The 17,623-nt window shown below is 64.6% G+C and carries 13 protein-coding genes and 1 pseudogene; 9 read left to right on the forward strand and 5 right to left on the reverse strand.

Annotated elements, in window-relative coordinates; translation table 11 throughout:
• Positions 1-82 precede the first annotated feature (82 nt).
• Complete coding sequence (locus tag ETQ85_RS19930; protein WP_148580840.1) at positions 83-1,111, reverse strand: MerR family transcriptional regulator; 1,029 nt, start codon at positions 1,109-1,111, stop codon at positions 83-85.
• A gap of 127 nt (positions 1,112-1,238) precedes the next feature.
• Between ETQ85_RS19930 and ETQ85_RS19935 the strand changes: the two genes are divergently transcribed.
• Positions 1,239-1,676 carry a ubiquitin-like protein gene (locus ETQ85_RS19935; protein WP_222862223.1) on the forward strand — a complete coding sequence of 146 codons (438 nt, stop codon included), beginning with the start codon at positions 1,239-1,241 and terminating at the stop codon, positions 1,674-1,676.
• Positions 1,677-1,680: 4 nt separating this feature from the next.
• Positions 1,681-3,441 carry an autotransporter outer membrane beta-barrel domain-containing protein gene (locus ETQ85_RS19940; RefSeq protein WP_148580842.1) on the forward strand — a complete coding sequence of 587 codons (1,761 nt, stop codon included), beginning with the start codon at positions 1,681-1,683 and terminating at the stop codon, positions 3,439-3,441.
• Between the two features lie 18 nt (positions 3,442-3,459).
• Here ETQ85_RS19940 and ETQ85_RS19945 read toward each other — a convergent pair whose 3' ends face one another.
• Together ETQ85_RS19945 and ETQ85_RS19950 are read right to left on the reverse strand one after the other, a co-directional pair.
• A complete protein-coding gene (locus ETQ85_RS19945; protein WP_148580843.1) occupies positions 3,460-4,467 on the reverse strand; it encodes a zinc-dependent alcohol dehydrogenase family protein in 1,008 nt (335 codons plus the stop codon).
• On the reverse strand, positions 4,467-5,330 hold the full coding sequence (locus ETQ85_RS19950; RefSeq protein ID WP_148580844.1) for an SDR family oxidoreductase: 864 nt from the start codon (positions 5,328-5,330) through the stop codon (positions 4,467-4,469). Before ETQ85_RS19950 ends, ETQ85_RS19945 begins: the two co-directional genes overlap by 1 nt.
• A gap of 88 nt (positions 5,331-5,418) precedes the next feature.
• Between ETQ85_RS19950 and ETQ85_RS19955 the strand changes: the two genes are divergently transcribed.
• The gene (locus ETQ85_RS19955; RefSeq protein WP_148580845.1) at positions 5,419-5,820 is read left to right on the forward strand and encodes a winged helix-turn-helix transcriptional regulator; all 402 of its coding nucleotides are present in this window, start codon (positions 5,419-5,421) and stop codon (positions 5,818-5,820) included.
• Between the two features lie 39 nt (positions 5,821-5,859).
• Here the strand turns inward: ETQ85_RS19955 and ETQ85_RS19960 are convergent, their stop codons facing one another.
• Positions 5,860-6,852, reverse strand: a complete 993-nt coding sequence (locus ETQ85_RS19960) for a dienelactone hydrolase family protein (RefSeq protein WP_148580846.1) — start codon at positions 6,850-6,852, stop codon at positions 5,860-5,862.
• Positions 6,853-6,971: 119 nt separating this feature from the next.
• Positions 6,972-7,880 carry a LysR family transcriptional regulator gene (locus ETQ85_RS19965; RefSeq protein WP_148580847.1) on the reverse strand — a complete coding sequence of 303 codons (909 nt, stop codon included), beginning with the start codon at positions 7,878-7,880 and terminating at the stop codon, positions 6,972-6,974.
• A gap of 192 nt (positions 7,881-8,072) precedes the next feature.
• On the opposite strand from ETQ85_RS19965, the gene ETQ85_RS19970 reads away from it, so the two are divergent.
• The 6 genes and pseudogenes from ETQ85_RS19970 (at position 8,073) to ETQ85_RS19995 (ending at position 17,544) form a co-directional block, all read left to right on the forward strand.
• Positions 8,073-9,752, forward strand: a complete 1,680-nt coding sequence (locus tag ETQ85_RS19970) for a DUF1302 domain-containing protein (protein ID WP_148580848.1) — start codon at positions 8,073-8,075, stop codon at positions 9,750-9,752.
• Positions 9,753-9,774: 22 nt separating this feature from the next.
• Positions 9,775-11,127, forward strand: a complete 1,353-nt coding sequence (locus tag ETQ85_RS19975; RefSeq protein WP_148580849.1) for a DUF1329 domain-containing protein — start codon at positions 9,775-9,777, stop codon at positions 11,125-11,127.
• Between the two features lie 101 nt (positions 11,128-11,228).
• Positions 11,229-12,077, forward strand: a pseudogene (locus tag ETQ85_RS19980) (WD40/YVTN/BNR-like repeat-containing protein); the annotation flags it as partial.
• A gap of 266 nt (positions 12,078-12,343) precedes the next feature.
• Positions 12,344-14,743 (forward strand): efflux RND transporter permease subunit, encoded by a 2,400-nt coding sequence (locus tag ETQ85_RS19985; RefSeq protein WP_148580851.1) that lies wholly within the window; start codon positions 12,344-12,346, stop codon positions 14,741-14,743.
• A gap of 10 nt (positions 14,744-14,753) precedes the next feature.
• A complete protein-coding gene (locus ETQ85_RS19990) occupies positions 14,754-15,782 on the forward strand; it encodes a universal stress protein (protein ID WP_148580852.1) in 1,029 nt (342 codons plus the stop codon).
• A 91-nt stretch (positions 15,783-15,873) separates the two neighbouring features.
• The gene (locus ETQ85_RS19995) at positions 15,874-17,544 is read left to right on the forward strand and encodes a sigma-54-dependent Fis family transcriptional regulator (RefSeq protein ID WP_148580853.1); all 1,671 of its coding nucleotides are present in this window, start codon (positions 15,874-15,876) and stop codon (positions 17,542-17,544) included.
• Positions 17,545-17,623 lie beyond the last annotated feature (79 nt).

Consider the following 17,623-nt stretch of genomic DNA (forward strand, 5'->3'; position numbering starts at 1 on the left):
TGTCGTATATTTTTCTGGGTAGGAGAAATTCAAGGGGCGCTCCTTGTGCTTATAGATGGACAAGGAGCGCACGACTTAAGGGCTAGTGCGGTTTCAGCTGCGACATGGCCTGCCTGACGTAGCCCAGTAGACGCTGGTCTATGCCCGAGCCCTCCAATAACTCAGGATGCTGCGCCATGGCCTCGCGCAGCTTCACCTGAGTCCCGGGATCGTCACCCACATAAGAGCGCACCACTTCCATCCAGCGCAAAGCCAGTTGGTGCATGCGCGGATCATCCGGGGAAACGCCGTCCTCCATATGCTGGAAAACCTCGGCGATCAATGCGGGAAATTTGCTGGTGCCGCGGATATAGTTCTTGCGCAGAAAAATCATCTCTGCCGGCGAAAGATATTCTTGATAGATCGCGTATTTCGTCTCGGCATAAGCCTGCTGAACATAAGCGATTATCTCGAGTGTAACGCCGGTCTGCGCCTGCGCAGCAGGTTCGTTGAAGTGCATCATATTCAGTTTGGCCAGCAAACGCGGATCGCCGTGCGAATCCCGCATAAGCATTGTCATCCAGCATTTCGCCAATGCCAGTGCAGCGGGGCTTTGCGGTGGCACCTTCGTCTCCATCGCCTGTTGCACCGATTGCACCAATTCAGCCCACTCGGCAACGGTACTATTCTCTGCCGTGCTCAACAGTGGGAAACGTTTCTGCTCTTCCTTCGTAAAGTATTTGTCGTACATGTTCATCATCTCCAGAGTCGTTAGCCAGCCGGCAAGTTCCGGTTCCTCTCCCCGCTGCAACTGCCCCTGTAACTGGACTAGCCGCTCACGCAAGGTCGTGCTTTGAGCGATCTGGCAATCCAGCATCCGGATTTGCTGATCGACGATAGACGAAAGGTGAGTCCCGGGATTTGCCAACACATCCCCGATATTGGCCAGCGACAAACCGAAACGCCGCAATGCCTGAATCTGGTGCAAACGGGCAATGTCGTTACGGTTGTAAAGCCGGTAGCCGCTGTCGGAGCGCGCAGAAGGTGCGAGCAAGCCGATGGCGTCGTAGTGGTGCAGCGTGCGCACAGTGAGCCCGCAGCGTTTGGCCAGTTCCCCCACTCTAAGCAACATCGGATACTCCTTTCTTCACGCGTGCAGCAAGGTTGGAGCCTGACGTCACGTGAGGGTCAAGCGAATTATTTCAGCGCGCCGCCACATGGAGGGTCGTGTGATCGACATAGGAGAACATCCAACCACAATGTTCCGTTCTCCTTTTCAAAGGATCGCCGAGGTCTCCTTAGCCGACAATCAGCCAGCAGCCCGACTTTTTGAATTTAATTGTATTCTGCTTCTATTTAAGCCGTTTTCAAGCATGCAGCTATTCGTCAAGATACAACTCACCGGCCAGACCATCACACTCAACGTTGAGCCGACTGACACTATCGGCAACGTCAAGGGGAAGATCCAGGACCAGGAGGGCATTCCGCTCGACCAGATAGTCCTGATTTTTGCTGGCAAGACCCTGGAGGGCAATCGAACGCTGGCCGACTACAACATTCAGAAGGAATACACGGTGCACCTGGTTCCGCAGACTGCGCAAGTGCCGCTACTGTCGCCTTTCGGCTTGCTGGCCACCACCGCGGCGGTTGGTGTGGGCGCCTTTATCAGGCGTCGGCAGTGGATGCGACAGGTCTAGCCCGATGCAACAGCCTCAAGCAAAAATGCGGGGCCTGGTCCTGCTGGCCTGCGCCGCGCTGACGGCGAATGTGCAGGCCCTCGGCACAGCCAGCCCGGCGGATATTCCGGGCCTGCTGATTGTGGATGCCAGCGTGCCGGCGGAATACGTGAACACCATCACATCCGGCGCCGCCGGCAACCAGCCCTTCGAGGCCGGCACGACGGTTTATAAAGTCCACACGACCGAAGCCTTTGTCGCCATTCGTTCCTATTACACGCCTGCCGAGCCCGGCAAGGCCGGGCAGGCCGGGAGCTGGGTTGCACCGCTGGCCGAAACGCGCGGCCTGAGTCGTGCCGAGTTGATGGATCGGCTGGCGTTGCCGGTCAATGCCGACGGGACACGGAACAACACTTTTGCACTGGTGCTGGTGCCCGCCGGGGTGACCTTCTGGAGCGGCAAGGCGGGGCCGATCACGAGTTCCAGGGTGGACCCGGTGGGGGCCTACTGGGGCGAGGGCGGCGGCATTCAATACTATGTCGGGCGCAATGCCGGAGACGTGGCGGGCTTTCAGGTGCCGCTCAGGAATTACGTGCTGGCGGCGCCGATGGGCGAGGTCAATCTGCTGGCCTACAGCCCGCGACTCAGCGGCAACGCCCTCAAGGTCGGGCGTTACATGGATGGCCTGACTGTTCAGGCCTACAGCGATCTGGACAAGGTGTTTACTGCGCTGGACATCCTCAATCTGTCCACCGAGCGCGCCGACCCCAGGCTGCAGCAGGTGATCGCCCAACTGGGGGCGGAGCGTCATGGGGCGCTCGGCCTGGCCGGCCTGCATCAGTCGCGGCTGTTCATGGATCAACTGACGAGCGCTTCGAGCCCCTTTGCGCCGGCCGGCCAGCGTGTGCCGGAAGTCGATGACAAGGGCCGCCGGACGTGGATCAAGCTGCAGGGCGTGCGCTCACGGCAGTCTTCCGATGCGGAGCGCAGCGGTTTCACGCAAAACACCACCACCCTGGTGGCCGGCATGGCGATGCGCCACGACGAGAACTGGACCTTTGGTGCCGCGCTTGGCTACCTGTCGTCGGATCTGGACTGGGCCGACAGTGCGCCCGGGCAGGCCAGGCTGCAGTCCGGCCATGTGGGGGCTTATGCCACTTACCGGGCCGCTGCCGTGATGGCCACCGCCCAGCTCTTCCAGGGCTACAGCAGCATCGACACCCGCCGCAGCATCAGTATTCCCGATGCGGGGTTGTGGGCCGGCTATTCGTCGGCGCTGAACCGGACGGCCAGCGGCAACAGCCATGCCTTTGCCACCGGTGCCCGGCTGGATGTGGCCCACCTCATGGCGGTGCCGCGGGTCAGGCTGGCGCCCTTCCTCGGTCTGGAATACCAGCGCTTCGATCGGCAGCAATTCACTGAAAAGGGCGCCGACAGCATCAATCTGGCGGTGCACGGAAAAACCCTCGAAGACCTGCGCGCGCGCTTCGGTGTTGTCCTCGAATCCCCGCTGGGCACGGCGGCCAGCCTCGATTGGTCCGTCGACGGGCGCCTGTTGACCGCCCCCCGTCTGGGGGGCGGCCGTGGTGCTATCCAGGCGGGTTTCGCAGGGCAGGGCGGCACTTTCTCATCGAATGGGTGGGCCGCTCCTGCCGTCCTTAACCAGATGGGTATCGGCCTGTCGGGGCGCAGCAAGCACTCCGACCTGGCGCTGGCTTACCACTACGAGCGCGGCGCCGGCTTCGCGTCGAGCGCCTTGCTGGCCAAGGCCGACTGGCGCTTCTGACGACGCGCGCAGGGTGGGTCAGTAGGTCAGGCAGATCTTGCCGAAGTGCGCCCCGGAAGCCTGGTGGCGGAAGGCATCGGCGATCTTTTCGAGCGGGAAGCTGGCGTCGATGACGGGGCGCAGGCCGCTGGCTTCGATGGCCCGCACCATGTCGATCTGCTGCCGGCGGTTACCGACAACCAGGCCTTGCAGGCGCGCCTGCTTGAGCATCAGGGCGATGGTCGGCACGTCGCCGCTGATGCCGGTCAGGATGCCGATGAGGGCGATGTGTCCGCCCACCCGCACGGCGGCGATCGACTGGGGCAGGGTGGCCGGCCCGCCCACTTCGACCACGTGGTCTACGCCGCGGCCGCCGGTCAGCTCGAAAGCCTTGGCACCCCAGTCGGCGTGGGTCTTGTAGTTGATCGTGTGATCGGCGCCGAGGGCGCGCAGGCGTTCGAGCTTCTCGTCGGACGACGAGGTGGCGATGACCGTTGCGCCCATGGCCTTGGCAAACTGCAGCGCAAAGATCGACACGCCACCGGTTCCCATCACCAGCACCGAGTCGCCCGCCTTCAGGCCGCCATTGACGACCAGGGCACGCCAGGCGGTGAGGCCGGCGGTGGTCAGGGTGGCTGCTTCGGCATGGCTGTAGCCGGCCGGGGCGTGGGTGAACCAGTGCGCCGGCTTCACAATCCATTCGCGGGCATAGCCGTCAACGCCATCGCCCGGCGTGGTGGCAAAGTCGCTGACCGTCGGTTCGCCATCGAGCCAGCCCGGAAAGAAGCACGACACCACGTGATCGCCGACCTTGAATTCGGCGACGCCCGCACCAACCGCTTCCACCACCCCGGCGCCGTCCGACATGGGAATCCGCCCGTCGGCTGCCGGCAGAATGCCGACCGCTACGGCGTAGTCGTGGAAGTTGAGGGAACTGGCATGCACGCGCACGCGTACTTCGCCCGGACCGGGTTCGCCAGGGGCGGCGCCATCGATGAGTTGCAGGTTGTCGAGTGCTGCGGGACTGCGCAGGGTGATCACTTTCATTACAACGACTCCTTGGGAATGGATGGGGCGATGCTTGTCGCCAATCTTGTTGTCGGACGGCCGATGAGCTGGCTCAACTGGTGGCTGTCGTCGAACAGCCCGCCCTTCGAGGCGCCCACGTCGGAATCGGCCAGCAGGGCAGCGAGCCCTTCCGGCAGGCCGGCACCGAGCAGAATCGCCTTGTAATCGGCTTCGGGCAAGTCTTTGTACGCAATTTCCTTGCCGGACTGTGTTGTTATTTCAGCGGCCAGCTCGGCCAGCGTGTAGGCCGTATCGCCGGCCAGTTCGTAGACGCGTCCGGCCTGGTCGTCCTGCGTCAACACGGCGGCGGCCGCTTCCGCGTAGTCGGCGCGGGCCGCCGAGGCGATGCGTCCGGTGCCGGCACTGCCCAGCAGCACACCGTGGGCGAGGGCGGCCGGCACGCTGGCGGCATAGTTCTCGGTGTACCAGCCGTTGCGCAGAAGCACGTGGGGTAGGCCCGAGGCGCGTAGCAGGGCTTCGGTTGCCTGGTGTTCGGCGGCCAGCCCGAGGGGCGAGACGTCGGCGTGCAGCAGGCTGGTATAGGCCAGCAGCTTCACGCCGGCGCGTTGGGCGGCGTCGATGACGGCCCGGTGCTGGGGGACCCGCTGGCCGACTTCGCTGGAGGAGATGAGCAGCAGCTTGTCGGCGCCCTGGAAGGCGGCATCCAGCGTGGCGGGCTGGGTGTAGTCGGCCTGCCGGACCTGCACGCCGCGGGCGGCCAGGTCACTGACTTTTGCGGGGGTCCGCACGGCGGCGACGATTTCGCTGGCGGGGAGCTTGTGCAGCAGGGCTTCGATGACGAGGCGGCCGAGTTGGCCGGAGGCGCCGGTGATGACGATCATGGTGCAAGTCCTTTGTGGATACGTTGGGAGCTGGCAGAATAATTCCCTAACTTACTTTTAGTAAGTACGTACCTGAAGGTAAGTATCCATGAGCGAAACCGATGTGTCCCTGATTCCTCCCGCGACCTTGTCTGAACAGATGCGGCGTGGCGAACTGTTTGCAGTCGACTGTCCGTCGCGGGACGTGCTCCAGCATGTGACCAGCCGCTGGGGCGTGCTGGTGCTGGTGGCGCTGCTGGCCGGCACGCATCGCTTCAGCGACTTGCGGCGCAAGATCGGCGGTGTCAGCGAGAAAATGTTGGCGCAGACCCTGCAGTGGCTGGAGAGCGATGGCTTCGTGCTGCGCAAGTCCTACCCGGTGGTGCCGCCGCATGTCGAATACAGCCTCACGCCGCTGGGGCTGGAGGTCGCGCGACGGGTCGAGGCGCTGGCTGACTGGATCGAAGGTAACCTGCCTTCGATCATGGAAGCACGCAAGCTGCGCAGTTAGCCCGGCCCCTTATCCGCAGGTCGGGCGGAGGCGGGGAGTTCAGAGCTTGCGCTCGAAGAAGCGGACCAGTTGTTGTCGCGCCTCATGGGCTTTGGCAACGTCGGGGCGGATGTCGATGCGGGCTGCTGCATTGAAGCGGTCAGCGCCCAGGTGGCCGAACGGGTCGTAGGGCTTGAAGGACACCTGCAGCTTGTCCCAGGCGTGATAGGCGCCGTCGTAGGTCACCACGTCGATGTTGCGTTGCTCCGCCGCGGTCAGGCTGGCCTTGAGATTGATACAGCGCTGGGCGCCGTTGTCCGCCGTTGTGGCCCGGTCGTAGTCGTCCTGGGTGCCGATCTGTATCAGTACCGGTGCGCCGGTGAGCGGGTTGCCGGCCGTTGCCCCAAAGGCGGAGTAGGGAATGTTGGGGTTGTTGTAGGCGTAGCACACCGGGTAGTGGGCCACGTGAGCCTTGAAGCGCAGGGTGCCACCGACGGCGCTGGCCACGTTGTTGCTCGCCGAGGCCATGGCAATCACGCCGCCCCACGAGAAACCGAGCACGCCGACGCGTTGTGCATCGATGCCGGCTTGTGTGCCCAGAAAACGCAGTGCCGAGAAGGCGTCGGGGTAGGTGAGGGCCGGCAGGGCAGGGCGGCTGGCGCCATTGCTTACGCCGCGGGCTTCCCACATGTCGATTTCCAGTGTGGCGATGCCGGCCGCATGGAGGGACTCGGCATGGAAGTCGCCGCGGGCATCGACGCCCGACGAGCCGTGGAGGATCAGTACCGCCGGCAGACCAGGGCGGGGGCTGTTGCGTTCGTGTCCCCGCCGGCAATCCGCCGGTATCTGCAGCTTGCCCTTCACGGTGAGGAGCCCGTTGGGGACGACTTGTCCGCTGCTGTTGATAATCAGGTTGGGAGACTGGAATTCAACGAAGGAGATGGTCGGTCGCGCGTTACGCCGGCAGTTGTCGTCATCATCGGCAAGGGCGGGTGCCGCATGAGCGGCGAACACGGTCAGGGCGGACAGGGCGGCGCAGGGCGTGAGATGCACGGGGAATACCTCGATGGAAAATGATGTTGGAGAAAGACGCGGGCGTGTCTTCTCTGAACCATAGTCAAGATTGCTGGAGGTATTCAAGGTAAATAGGTCGCGGCGGGGCGTGCCGGGGCTTAGCGGCGCGATCCGGGGGAAGTCTTCTTGTATTCCTCGACGGTCTCCAGAAAGGCCGCGAGGATCGGCGACTGGTCGTTCTTGCGGTAGATGCAGCTCAGGTCCACGTGGAAGTTGGGCGGGGTATCGGTGAGCGGCAGGTAGACCACGCTCGGAAACTGCAGCGTGGTGGCCGACTCGGGTACCAGGCAGACGCCAAAGCCGCCCGCCACCAGGGCCACGCCGGTGACCGCATCGCCTACTTCCTGCGAGATCTGCGGCTGGAAGCCGCTTTCGCTGCACAGACCGATCACCCGGTCGATGAAGCTCGGGCGCGCGCCGGTGGGGAACAGGACCATCGGGTGGTCCTGCAGGTCGGCAAAGCGGATGCTCGGCTGGCGGGCCAGCGGGTGGTCGGCATGGATGGCCAGCAGCAGGTCTTCGATGGCGACCTGCTGGACGCCGATGTCCTCCAGCGGGGTCAGCATGCGGTTGAAGCCGACCGAGATGCGGCGCTGGCGCAGGGCCTCGATCTGCTCGGCCTTGGTCATGGTGTGCAGCACCACCTTCACGTCCGGGTGGTGGTTGCGAAAGGCCAGCAGCAGCTTGGGAATGGCGTCGAGGATGGCCGACCCGAAGATGGCCACGTCAAGGCGCCCGAGCTTGCCTTGGTCGGCCCGCTGGGTGCGCTCGGTGGCCTGTTCGACCAGCGAGCGGATGTTGCGCGCTTCCTCCAGAAACAGCTCGCCGGCCTGGGTCAGTTCCATGCCCCGCGGGGTGCGGATGAACAGGGTGACGCCGAGTTCCTCTTCAAGCTGCTGGATCTGCCGGGTCAGGGGCGGCTGCGAGATGTGCAGCCGGGCGGCGGCCCGTCCGATGTTCTCCTCTTCGGCGACGGCGACGAAGTAGCGCAGGTGGCGCAGATCCACTTTCTTCTCCTTTTTCCCGATGTGGCTGGATGCCGGATTCGATCATACCCAGAAGGTATTGGTGAGGGGAAATAATGGTATTGGACGGTAATCCTCCCGAGCGATAACTTGCGTCCCAACCCACCGCAAAGCAGGCCAAAGACCTGTGCCGCGGGAAGGGCAACAAGTCATACCACGCATGAGGAGGAAGACATGAACAAGCGTTCTTGCAGGGAAGGTGCGCCGCTGCCGTTTGCTGTGCGAAACGGTCGTCTGGTGGCGGCCATCGCCGCCGCCGCGGCTCTGCTGGCGAGTGGTGGCGCCGCCGCCGTCGCGATCGATACCGGCAATTCCGACGTTACGGTTTCCTGGGACAACACCGTCAAGTACAGTGCTGCCGCGCGGGTGCGCAGCGCCGACGGCAAGGTGGCCGGCGATCCGGCGAGTCTCCAGGTCAATATCAACGACGGCGACCTGAATTTCGGCAAGGGGCTGATTTCCAATCGCCTCGACCTGCTTTCCGAGCTCGAATTCCGCTACAAGAAAGACTTCGGTTTCCGCATGAGCGGCGCGGCCTGGTATGACGACGTCTATCACCGCCGCAACGACAACCCCGGCACCCAGGGCGTCAACTCCCAGTCGGTGGCGACCGACCGCTTCACCCATGCCACCGAGCAGCTTCACGGCCAGAAGGCCGAATTCCTGGATATGTTCGGCTACGGCAACTTCACGCCGTGGGACATGAACCTCAACGTCAAGGCCGGGCGTTACACCCAGCTTTACGGCGAAAGCCTGTTCTTCGGTTCCAACGGTATCGCCGGTGCGCAGACGCCGCTGGATCTGGCCCGCGCCCTGTCGGTGCCGAATTCCCAGTTCAAGGAGGTCGCCCGCCCGGTCGGCCAGATCGGCGGCAACCTGCAGCTCAGCTCGACGGTCAGCATCGGTGCCTACTATCAGCTGGAATGGCGCAAGAGCCGCCTGCCGGCCGCCGGCAGCTACTTCAGCTTTGCCGACTTCGTCGATGCCGGCGGTGAGAGCTTCAACCTCGGCGCCATGGCGCCGGGGCTGATCCTCGGCCGCGGCAAGGACTTGAACGCCCGCGACTCGGGGCAGGGCGGCATGCAGGTCAAGTACAAGTCCGGCGACGCGGAGTATGGCTTCTACGCGGCCCAGTTCCACGACAAGATGCCCCAGTTCTACGTGCGGCCGGGCGTCAATCCGCGGGGCGCCTTCGGTGGCGATTACGTGCAGGTGTTCGGCGAGAACATCCGTACCGTCGGCGCCAGCTTCAGCACCCTCGTTGGCGAGACCAACGTGGCCGGCGAGCTGTCCTTCCGCGACAATATGCCGCTGGTGGCCGCCGGCAACGTGGTGGTGGTTGGTGCCGACGCCAACGGCAAGGACCGCAACGCCTACGCCACCGGCAAGACCATGCACCTCAACCTGTCGGCGATCAGCGTAATGGGCGCCAGCGCCCTGTGGGAAGGCGCGTCCTTCGTCGGCGAGTTCGCCTTCAACCGCCGCCTGGCAATCAGCGACAACCCGGGTGCGCTCGATCCCAACGCCACCAAGGACGCCAGCGCCATCCAGTTCGTGTTCCAGCCGGAATACTTCCAGGTTCTGCCCGGACTCGATCTGCAGGTGCCCATCGGCCTGAGCTACGGCCTGTCCGGCCGCTCCTCGGTGAATGGCGCACTGTTCCCGTCCGAGCACGGCGGCAACGTCAGCATCGGCGTGAAGGGCGACTACCAGAAGACCTGGCAGACCGGCCTCAACTTCACGCACTACTACGGCCCGTCCGGCGCCGTCATCACCGGTGCGGGCGCGCTGTCCTACGCCAACTTCCATGGCGACCGCGACTTCGTGTCCCTGTCCGTTCAGCGCACCTTCTGATCCGAATTAAAAGGAGACATCCATGAGCAACAAGACGATTCTCGCCACCGCGCTGGTGGCCCTGCTGGCCGGCGGCCAGGCCGCCAACGCCGCGGTTGGCGCCGACGAAGCCGCCAAGCTGAAGACCACCCTGACCCCGCTGGGCGGCGAGAAGGCCGCCAACAAGGATGGCAGCATTCCGGCCTGGACCGGCGGCATCACCAAGGCGCTGCCCGGCAAGAAGCTGGGTGCCATCCCGACCCAGATCTTCACCGACGAAAAGCCGCTGTTCCAGGTCAACGCCAAGAACGCCGCCCAGTACGCCGATTTGCTCTCCGACGGTACCAAGGCCCTGCTCGCCAAGTACCCCGAAACCTTCCGCATCGACGTCTACCCCAGTCACCGCACCGCCGCCGCGCCGCAGGAGGTGTACGACAACGTCGCCAAGAACGCCACCCGCTGCAAGACCAAGGACGGCGGCTACTCGCTGGAAGGCTGTATCGGCGGCACGCCCTTCCCGATTCCGAAGGAAGGCGTCGAGGTGATGTGGAATTACCTGATGCGCCTCGAAGCCGAGTCCATCGAGTACCGCTTCAAGAACATCGTCGGCGGCGCCGATGGGGTCAAGACCCTCGCCACCCGCAACGAAATCGCCTTTCAGTATCCCCAGTACTACAAGGATGCGACGCCCGAGAGCTGGTCCGGCGAGTACGCGATGTTCCGCTTCAACACCCTGGAGCCGCCGTTCAAGGCCGGTGAGTCGCTGGTCATCCGCGACAGCATCGACATGAAGCAGTCGCGTCAGGCCTGGCAATACCTGGTTGGCCAGCGCCGCGTTCGTCGCGCCCCGACGGTGTCCTACGACACGCCCGACTTCGTGGCCTCCGGCGCCAACTACTTCGACGAAGTGCAGGGTTTCTTCGGCGCCCTCGACCGCTTCCAGTGGAAGCTGGTCGGCAAGAAGGAAATGCTGATTCCGTATAACAACAACGGTTTCATCGGCGCCAAGCTCGACGACGCCATCGGCAAGCATCACCTCAACCCCGACCACGTGCGCTGGGAAAAGCACCGCGTGTGGGTCGTCGAAGCCAACGTGGCCGCCGGCAAGCGTCATGCCGTGCCCAAGCGCAAGTACTACCTGGACGAGGACACCTGGCTGATCGGCCTGGTCGATGGTTTCGATGCCGAGGGCAAGCTGTGGCGCACCACCCAGGTCACGCCCTTCGTGGTGCCTTCGCTGCCGGGCACGATGATGAAAACCTCCACGGTTTTCAACCTGCAGGCCAACACGATGAGCGTCATCCAGGCGCTTAACGACGAGGACTTCAAGATCGTGCCGCGCAAGAAGGAAACCTACTTCACCGGCGATGCCGTTGCCGCCGAAGCTGCACGCTGATCTTTTCCTCCACGCCTGACCGGCACGTGCCCTGCGCGGTGCGTTGCCGGCAGACGAAATCTTCTCTGCGGTCCGCCGTGGCCCGGGAACAGGTATTCAAGATGCAAGCCCTCATCTCCGGTCGTCGGTCGGTCCGCCTGGCCGCGACCCTCTCATTCCTCGCGCTGGCCGTGCCCGCCGCCTGGGCCGCCGAAAGCCGCGCCGTGGCTGACCTGCTGGCCCAGCCCGCCCAGGCCAACACTCGCGCCATCCATTCGCTGCAACTGTCGGTTGCCCGCGCCGGCACCCGCCTGGTATCGGTGGGCGAGCGCGGCCTGGTGCTGCTGTCCGACGATGGCGGCAAGAGCTGGCGGCAGGCCAAAAGCGTACCGGTCAGCGTTGCGCTGACCTCGGTGCATTTCGTTTCCGACAAGCTCGGCTGGACCGTTGGCCACAGCGGCGTCGTGCTGCATAGCGCCGACGGCGGTGACACCTGGCTCCGCCAGCTCGACGGCCTGAAGGCCGCGCAGATCGTTGCTGAAAACGCCCGTGCGCTGGCTGCTGCCGGCGGCGATGGCGTTGCCCGTCACCTGCGCGAAGCCGAAGGCCTGCTGCAGGACGGCCCCGACAAGCCCTTCCTCGGCGTGTACTTCGCCGATGCCAAACAGGGCTGGATTGTCGGCGCCTACGGTCTGGCTCTCGCCACCGTTGATGGCGGCGCGAGCTGGCAATCGTTGATGGGGCGCATCCCCAACAGCGGCGGCAAGCATCTCTACGCCGTGCGCCAGGATGCAGGCAGCCTGCTGATGGCGGGCGAGCAGGGCGTGCTGTTCCGCTCGACCGATGGTGGCGCCAGCTTCCAGAAGATCACCACGCCTTACGCCGGGACCTTCTTCGGCGCGCTGCCGGTGGGCACCAACGGACTCCTCGCTTACGGTCTGCGCGGCAATGCCTGGCGCAGCGACGACGGCGGTGCCAACTGGGTGCGCCTCGAACTGCCCCAGCCGGTGACGCTGACTGCCGCCCTCAAACTCGCCGATGGCGGCCTGCTGCTCGCCGACGAAAGCGGCCGCTTGCTGCGCGGCGATGCGGGCGCCACCCGTTTCGCCCCGCTGGCGGCGGCGCCACGCGCCGGTCTGACCGGCATGATCCAGGCTGCCGATGGCGCTCTGGTGGTTTCCGGGGCTCGCGGCGTCAGCCGTATCGAGCCCGCAACCCTTACTGCGGAAGCACAGAAATGAGCCACGCTCACGACATTCCCGAAGGTGTGGTGATCCGCGATATTGCGGATTTCGACACCCGCTCCGGCACGCTCCCCGAGCGCCTGCTGTTCAACAACCGGCTGGTCATCGTCGTGCTGTGCGCGCTGATCAGTGCAGTGCTCGGCTACAAGGCTCTCGGCCTGTCGCTGAACGCCGCCTTCGAGAAGATGATCCCGACGAAGCACCCGTACATCGTCAACTTCCTCGAAAACCGCGGCCAGCTGGCGGGCATGGGCAACAGCCTGCGCATCGCCATCGAAGCCAAGAACGGTGACATCTTCGACCCGGACTACCTCGACACGGTGAAGAAGATCTCCGACGAGCTGTTCCTGTACCCCGGCGTCGACCGTCCCTACATGAAATCCTTGTGGACGCCGTCAGTGCGCTGGACCGGCGTGACCGAGGAAGGCCTCGACGGCGGCCCGGTGGTGCCCGACGACTACGACGGTTCTCCCGAAAGCCTGGCGCAAGTGCGCCTCAACGTGGAGCGCTCCGGCGAGATCGGCCAGCTGGTCGCCGCCAACTACAAGTCGAGCATCGTGCTGGTGCCGCTGCAGGACAAGGTGGCCGAAACCGGTGCGCGCATCGATTACCACGAGCTCTCGCAACGCATCGAAGCCCTGCGCACCAAGTACGAGTCCGACAAGATCGCCATCCACGTCACCGGCTTCGCCAAGGTGGTTGGCGACCTGATCGAAGGCCTGCAGCAGGTGCTGCTGTTCTTCGCCGCCGCCATCGCCATCTGCACCGCGGTGCTGTTCTGGTACACCCGCTGCGCCCGCAGCACCCTGCTGGTGGTGCTGTGCTCGATGATCGCCGTGCTGTGGCTGCTTGGCCTGCTGCCGACGCTGGGCTACGAGCTTGACCCGTATTCGGTGCTGGTGCCCTTCCTGGTCTTTGCCATCGGCATGAGCCACGGCGCCCAGAAGATGAACGGCATCATGCAGGACGTGGGGCGTGGCACCCACAAGCTGGTGGCGGCGCGCTACACTTTCCGGCGTTTGTTCCTGGCCGGCATGACGGCGCTCTTGGCCGACGCGGTGGGCTTTGCGGTGCTGATGGTGATCGACATCCAGGTGATCCAGGATCTGGCCATCACCGCCAGCATCGGCGTGGCCGTGCTGATCTTCACCAACCTCGTGCTGCTGCCGATCCTGCTCAGTTACACCGGCGTCAGCCCCGAAGCCGCCCGCCGCAGCCTGCAGGCCGAAACCCTGGAAGCCGCCGACGGCAGCCACAGCAAGCATCCGTTCTGGGCCTTTCTCGATCTCTTCACCCAGCGCAAGTGGGCGACCATTGCCGTGCTCGTCGGCACTGCGATGGGCATCGCCGGGCTGGTGGTGAGCTTCCAGCTGAAGATCGGCGACACCGACCCGGGCGCCCCCGAGCTGCGTCCCGACTCCCGCTACAACCGCGACAACGCCTACATCGTCGCCAACTACGCGGCCAGCAGCGACGTGTACATCGTGATGGTGAAAACGCCGCAATACGCCTGCGCCCACTACGACACCCTGACCGCCGTCGATGAGCTGGAACGCCAGCTGCAGCAACTGCCCGGCGTCGAGGCGACCAGTTCGCTGACGGGCCTGGCCAAGGTGGCCAATGCCGGCATGAATGAAGGCAGCCTGAAGTGGTCGGAAATCCCCCGCTCGCAGGACAACCTCAACGCCATCATCACCCGCGCCCCGCGCGAGATGTTCAACCAGAACTGCGACCTGCTGACGGTGTATGCCTACCTCAAGGACCACAAGGCCGACACCCTCAACAGCGTGGTCGGCGTTGTCGAAGCCTTTGCCGCCAGCCACGCCACAGCAGACTTGCGCATCCTCAACGCCGCCGGCAACGCGGGCATCGAGGCCGCCACCAACATCGTGGTGAAGAAGGCCAACGTCGAGATGCTCGGCCTGGTGTATCTGGCGGTGATCGTGCTGGCCTTCATCACCTTCCGCTCCTGGCAGGCGGTGATCTGCGCGGTGCTGCCGCTGATGCTCACCTCGGTGCTGTGCGAGGCCCTGATGGTGTGGCTCAACATTGGCGTCAAGGTCGCCACGTTGCCGGTGATTGCGCTGGGCGTGGGCATCGGCGTGGATTACGCGCTGTACATCATGACGGTGACGCTGGCGCGCCTGAAGGGCGGCATGAGTCTCTCCGAGGCCTACTACAAGGCGCTGACCTTCACCGGCAAGGTGGTCGTGCTGACCGGCATCACGCTGGGCATCGCCGTCGCCACCTGGGCCTGGTCGCCGATCAAGTTCCAGGCCGACATGGGCATCCTGCTCGCCTTCATGTTCATCTGGAACATGCTCGGCGCCTTGATCCTGCTGCCGGCGCTGGGCCACTTCCTGCTGCGCCCGAAGAAGCTTGTGACGGTCTAGGAGAACACACATGTATAAGCACCTGCTCGTACCCCTGGACGGTTCCGAACTGTCCACCAGCCTGGTTACCCAGGCCGTCGAATTTGCCCGCACGCTGGACGCGCGCATTACCTTCTTCACCGCCCGCGAAGATGTGGGCAGCTCCGGTGACGGCGCGCTCTTGCGCAGCCTGTCGCCCGAAGCCTTCGTCGAAGCGGCTGCCGGCGAGGCCAGCGCGATTCTTGCCAAGGCGCTCGCCGCTGCCGGCGCCTTCGGGCTTCCGGCCGAGGGCGTGGCCCGCACCGGCGCGCGGCCCTTCGAGCTGATCCTCGACGTGGCCGCCGAGAAGGGCTGCGACCTGATCTTCATGGCCTCCCACGGTCGCAAGGGCCTGCGCGGCCTGATGCTCGGCTCGCAAACCCAGAAGGTGCTCGCCCACAGCACGCTGCCGGTGCTGGTGGCCAGTGTCGAGAGCAACGTGGCCGGCAGTGCCGCCGAAGCCGCCATCGGCATCATCAAGGACGAACACCGGGCCATCGCCGCCGTCATCAACGGCCTGCGCCGGCTCGCCGTGCAGTTGCGTGAAGCCGGCGCCACGCCCGATCTCGACTTCCTCGCCGCGATGGTGCATTACATCAAGGCCTTCCCCGAAGTGCAGCACCACCCCAAGGAGGAACAGTTCCTCTTCAAGCTGCTGGCCAGACGCACCGACGAGGCGGCCTCACTGATCGCCTCGCTGGAACAGGAGCACCGCGACGGCACCCAGCAGATCGACGACATCGAGACGCTGCTCGGCCAGTCGCGCAGCGATGCACAGCAGTTCGGCGCGCTGGCTGCCGCCATCGAACGTTTTACCGACGCCCAGTGGCGTCACCTCAGCGCCGAAGAGAAGCTCATCCTGCCGGCCGCCCGCCGTCATCTGCTGGACGACGACTGGCGCGAGATCGAAACGGCCTTCCGCCAGAACGCCGAATTCCGTGTGGGTAGCGAGCGCGACGAGGCGTTCAAGCTGCTTTTTGTGCGCCTGATGAACATGGCATCGGAGGACGCCCAGCCTTGAAAAACGTGCCCCTCGGTGGCGTAGGTCGGCGAGCTGGAGAGGGTTAAAGTACGGCCCAAGGACGGCTCGACGAGGCCGGGGGAGACAAGAAATGGCACCGCCAAAGAAACTGATCGAGCAGTTCAATCTACGCTCGCGATTGCGCTTCAACGTGGACCAGGGACAGATCTGGCTCGACGAGAACCGCATGCTGCTCTTCCACGCCCGCGCCATGGGTGCGCTGCGCCGCGAGCTTTTTGATTCGCTGGGCGTCGAGCGCGCCCGTGGCCTGCTGGTGCGCATGGGCTTCGCCTCCGGCCAGCAGGATGCCGAACTGGCCAAGAAGCTCTACGGCGCGGGCGACCCCTACGACGTGTTCCGCATCGGCCCCGAACTGCACGCCTTCGAAGGGCTGGTGAAAGCCACCATCGTGCATGCCGAACTCGATTGGGAGAGCGGCAGCTTTGTGGGTGACGTGGAATGGGAGAACTCCTGGGAGGCCGATTCCCACCTGCAGCAATTCGGCGTCGGCGACGACATGGCCTGCTGGAGCCTGGTCGGCTACGCGTCCGGCTACGTCACCCAGTTCTTCAACCGCTTCATCGTCTTTCGCGAAACCGCCTGCATCGCGCGGGGCGATGCCCAGTGCCAGGTTGTCGGCAAACCGGCCGAAGCCTGGGGCGACGACGCCTACCTCAACTACTTCAAACCGGAAAACCTCCAGGGCCAGCTCGACGAGATGCGCGAGGAGCTGTGCCGATTGCGCAAAACCCTGGGCGCCGTCGAATCCGCCGGCAACCTGATCGGCGCATCCACCGGCTTCCGCGGGGCGTTCGATCTCATCAGCAAGGCCGCCAGCAGCCCGATCACCGTGCTGCTGCTCGGCGAAACCGGCGTCGGCAAGGAAATGTTCGCGCGCTGGATTCACGACCACGGCAACCGCTCCAGCCAGCCCTTCGTGGCCGTCAACTGTGCGGCCATTCCCCACGACCTCATCGAATCTGAACTCTTCGGCGTGCAGAAGGGCGCCTATACCGGCGCCCAGGCCTCCCGCGCCGGCCGCTTCGAGCGTGCCCACGGCGGCACCCTGTTCCTCGATGAAGTCGGCGATCTGTCGCCCGCTGCCCAAGTCAAACTGCTGCGCGTGCTGCAAACCGGCGAGATCGAACGCCTCGGTGACGACCAGACGCGCAAGATCGACGTGCGCCTGGTGGCCGCCACCAACGTGGACCTCCAGCAAGCCATCGCCGCCGGGCGCTTTCGCGCCGACCTGTATTACCGCCTCGCCACCTACCCGGTGGTGATCCCGCCGCTGCGCGACCGCCGCAGCGACATCCCGCTGCTCGCCGCCTCGCTGCTCGAAAAGTACGAAGAGTCGTACCACAAGAAACTCCAGGGCATCAGCGACCGCGCCATGCAGGCGCTGATGAGCTACCAGTGGCCCGGCAACGTGCGCGAACTGCAGAACCTGATCGAACGCGGCGTCCTGCTCGCCCCCAACGGCGGCCTCATCGAAATCGACCACCTGTTCGCCGGCGGCGCCCCGGCCACGACAGGCGCCGAAGTGGACCGCGCCGGCGTTGTCGGCAACGAAGGCGACGCCAGCCGCAGCCGCCTGTGCGAAGCCATCCTGCAGGACGGCTTCGATCTGGAGCAGCATGAATCCCGTTTATTGGAACTGGCGGTGCAGCGGGCGGGGGGGAATCTCACGCATGCAGCGAAGCTGCTGGGGATTACAAGGCGGCAGTTGGCTTATAGGTTGAAGCAGGGGGTGGAGGGGTAGGGGGAGGCTGCCGCATTCGAGGTGAGTGCTTACGACCTGTTGCGGCTGGTCACAAGTAGGAAAAACAGACATTCAACGT

It is taken from the genome of Zoogloea oleivorans (genome assembly GCF_008107625.1).
Taxonomy (GTDB): Bacteria; Pseudomonadota; Gammaproteobacteria; order Burkholderiales; family Rhodocyclaceae; genus Zoogloea; species Zoogloea oleivorans.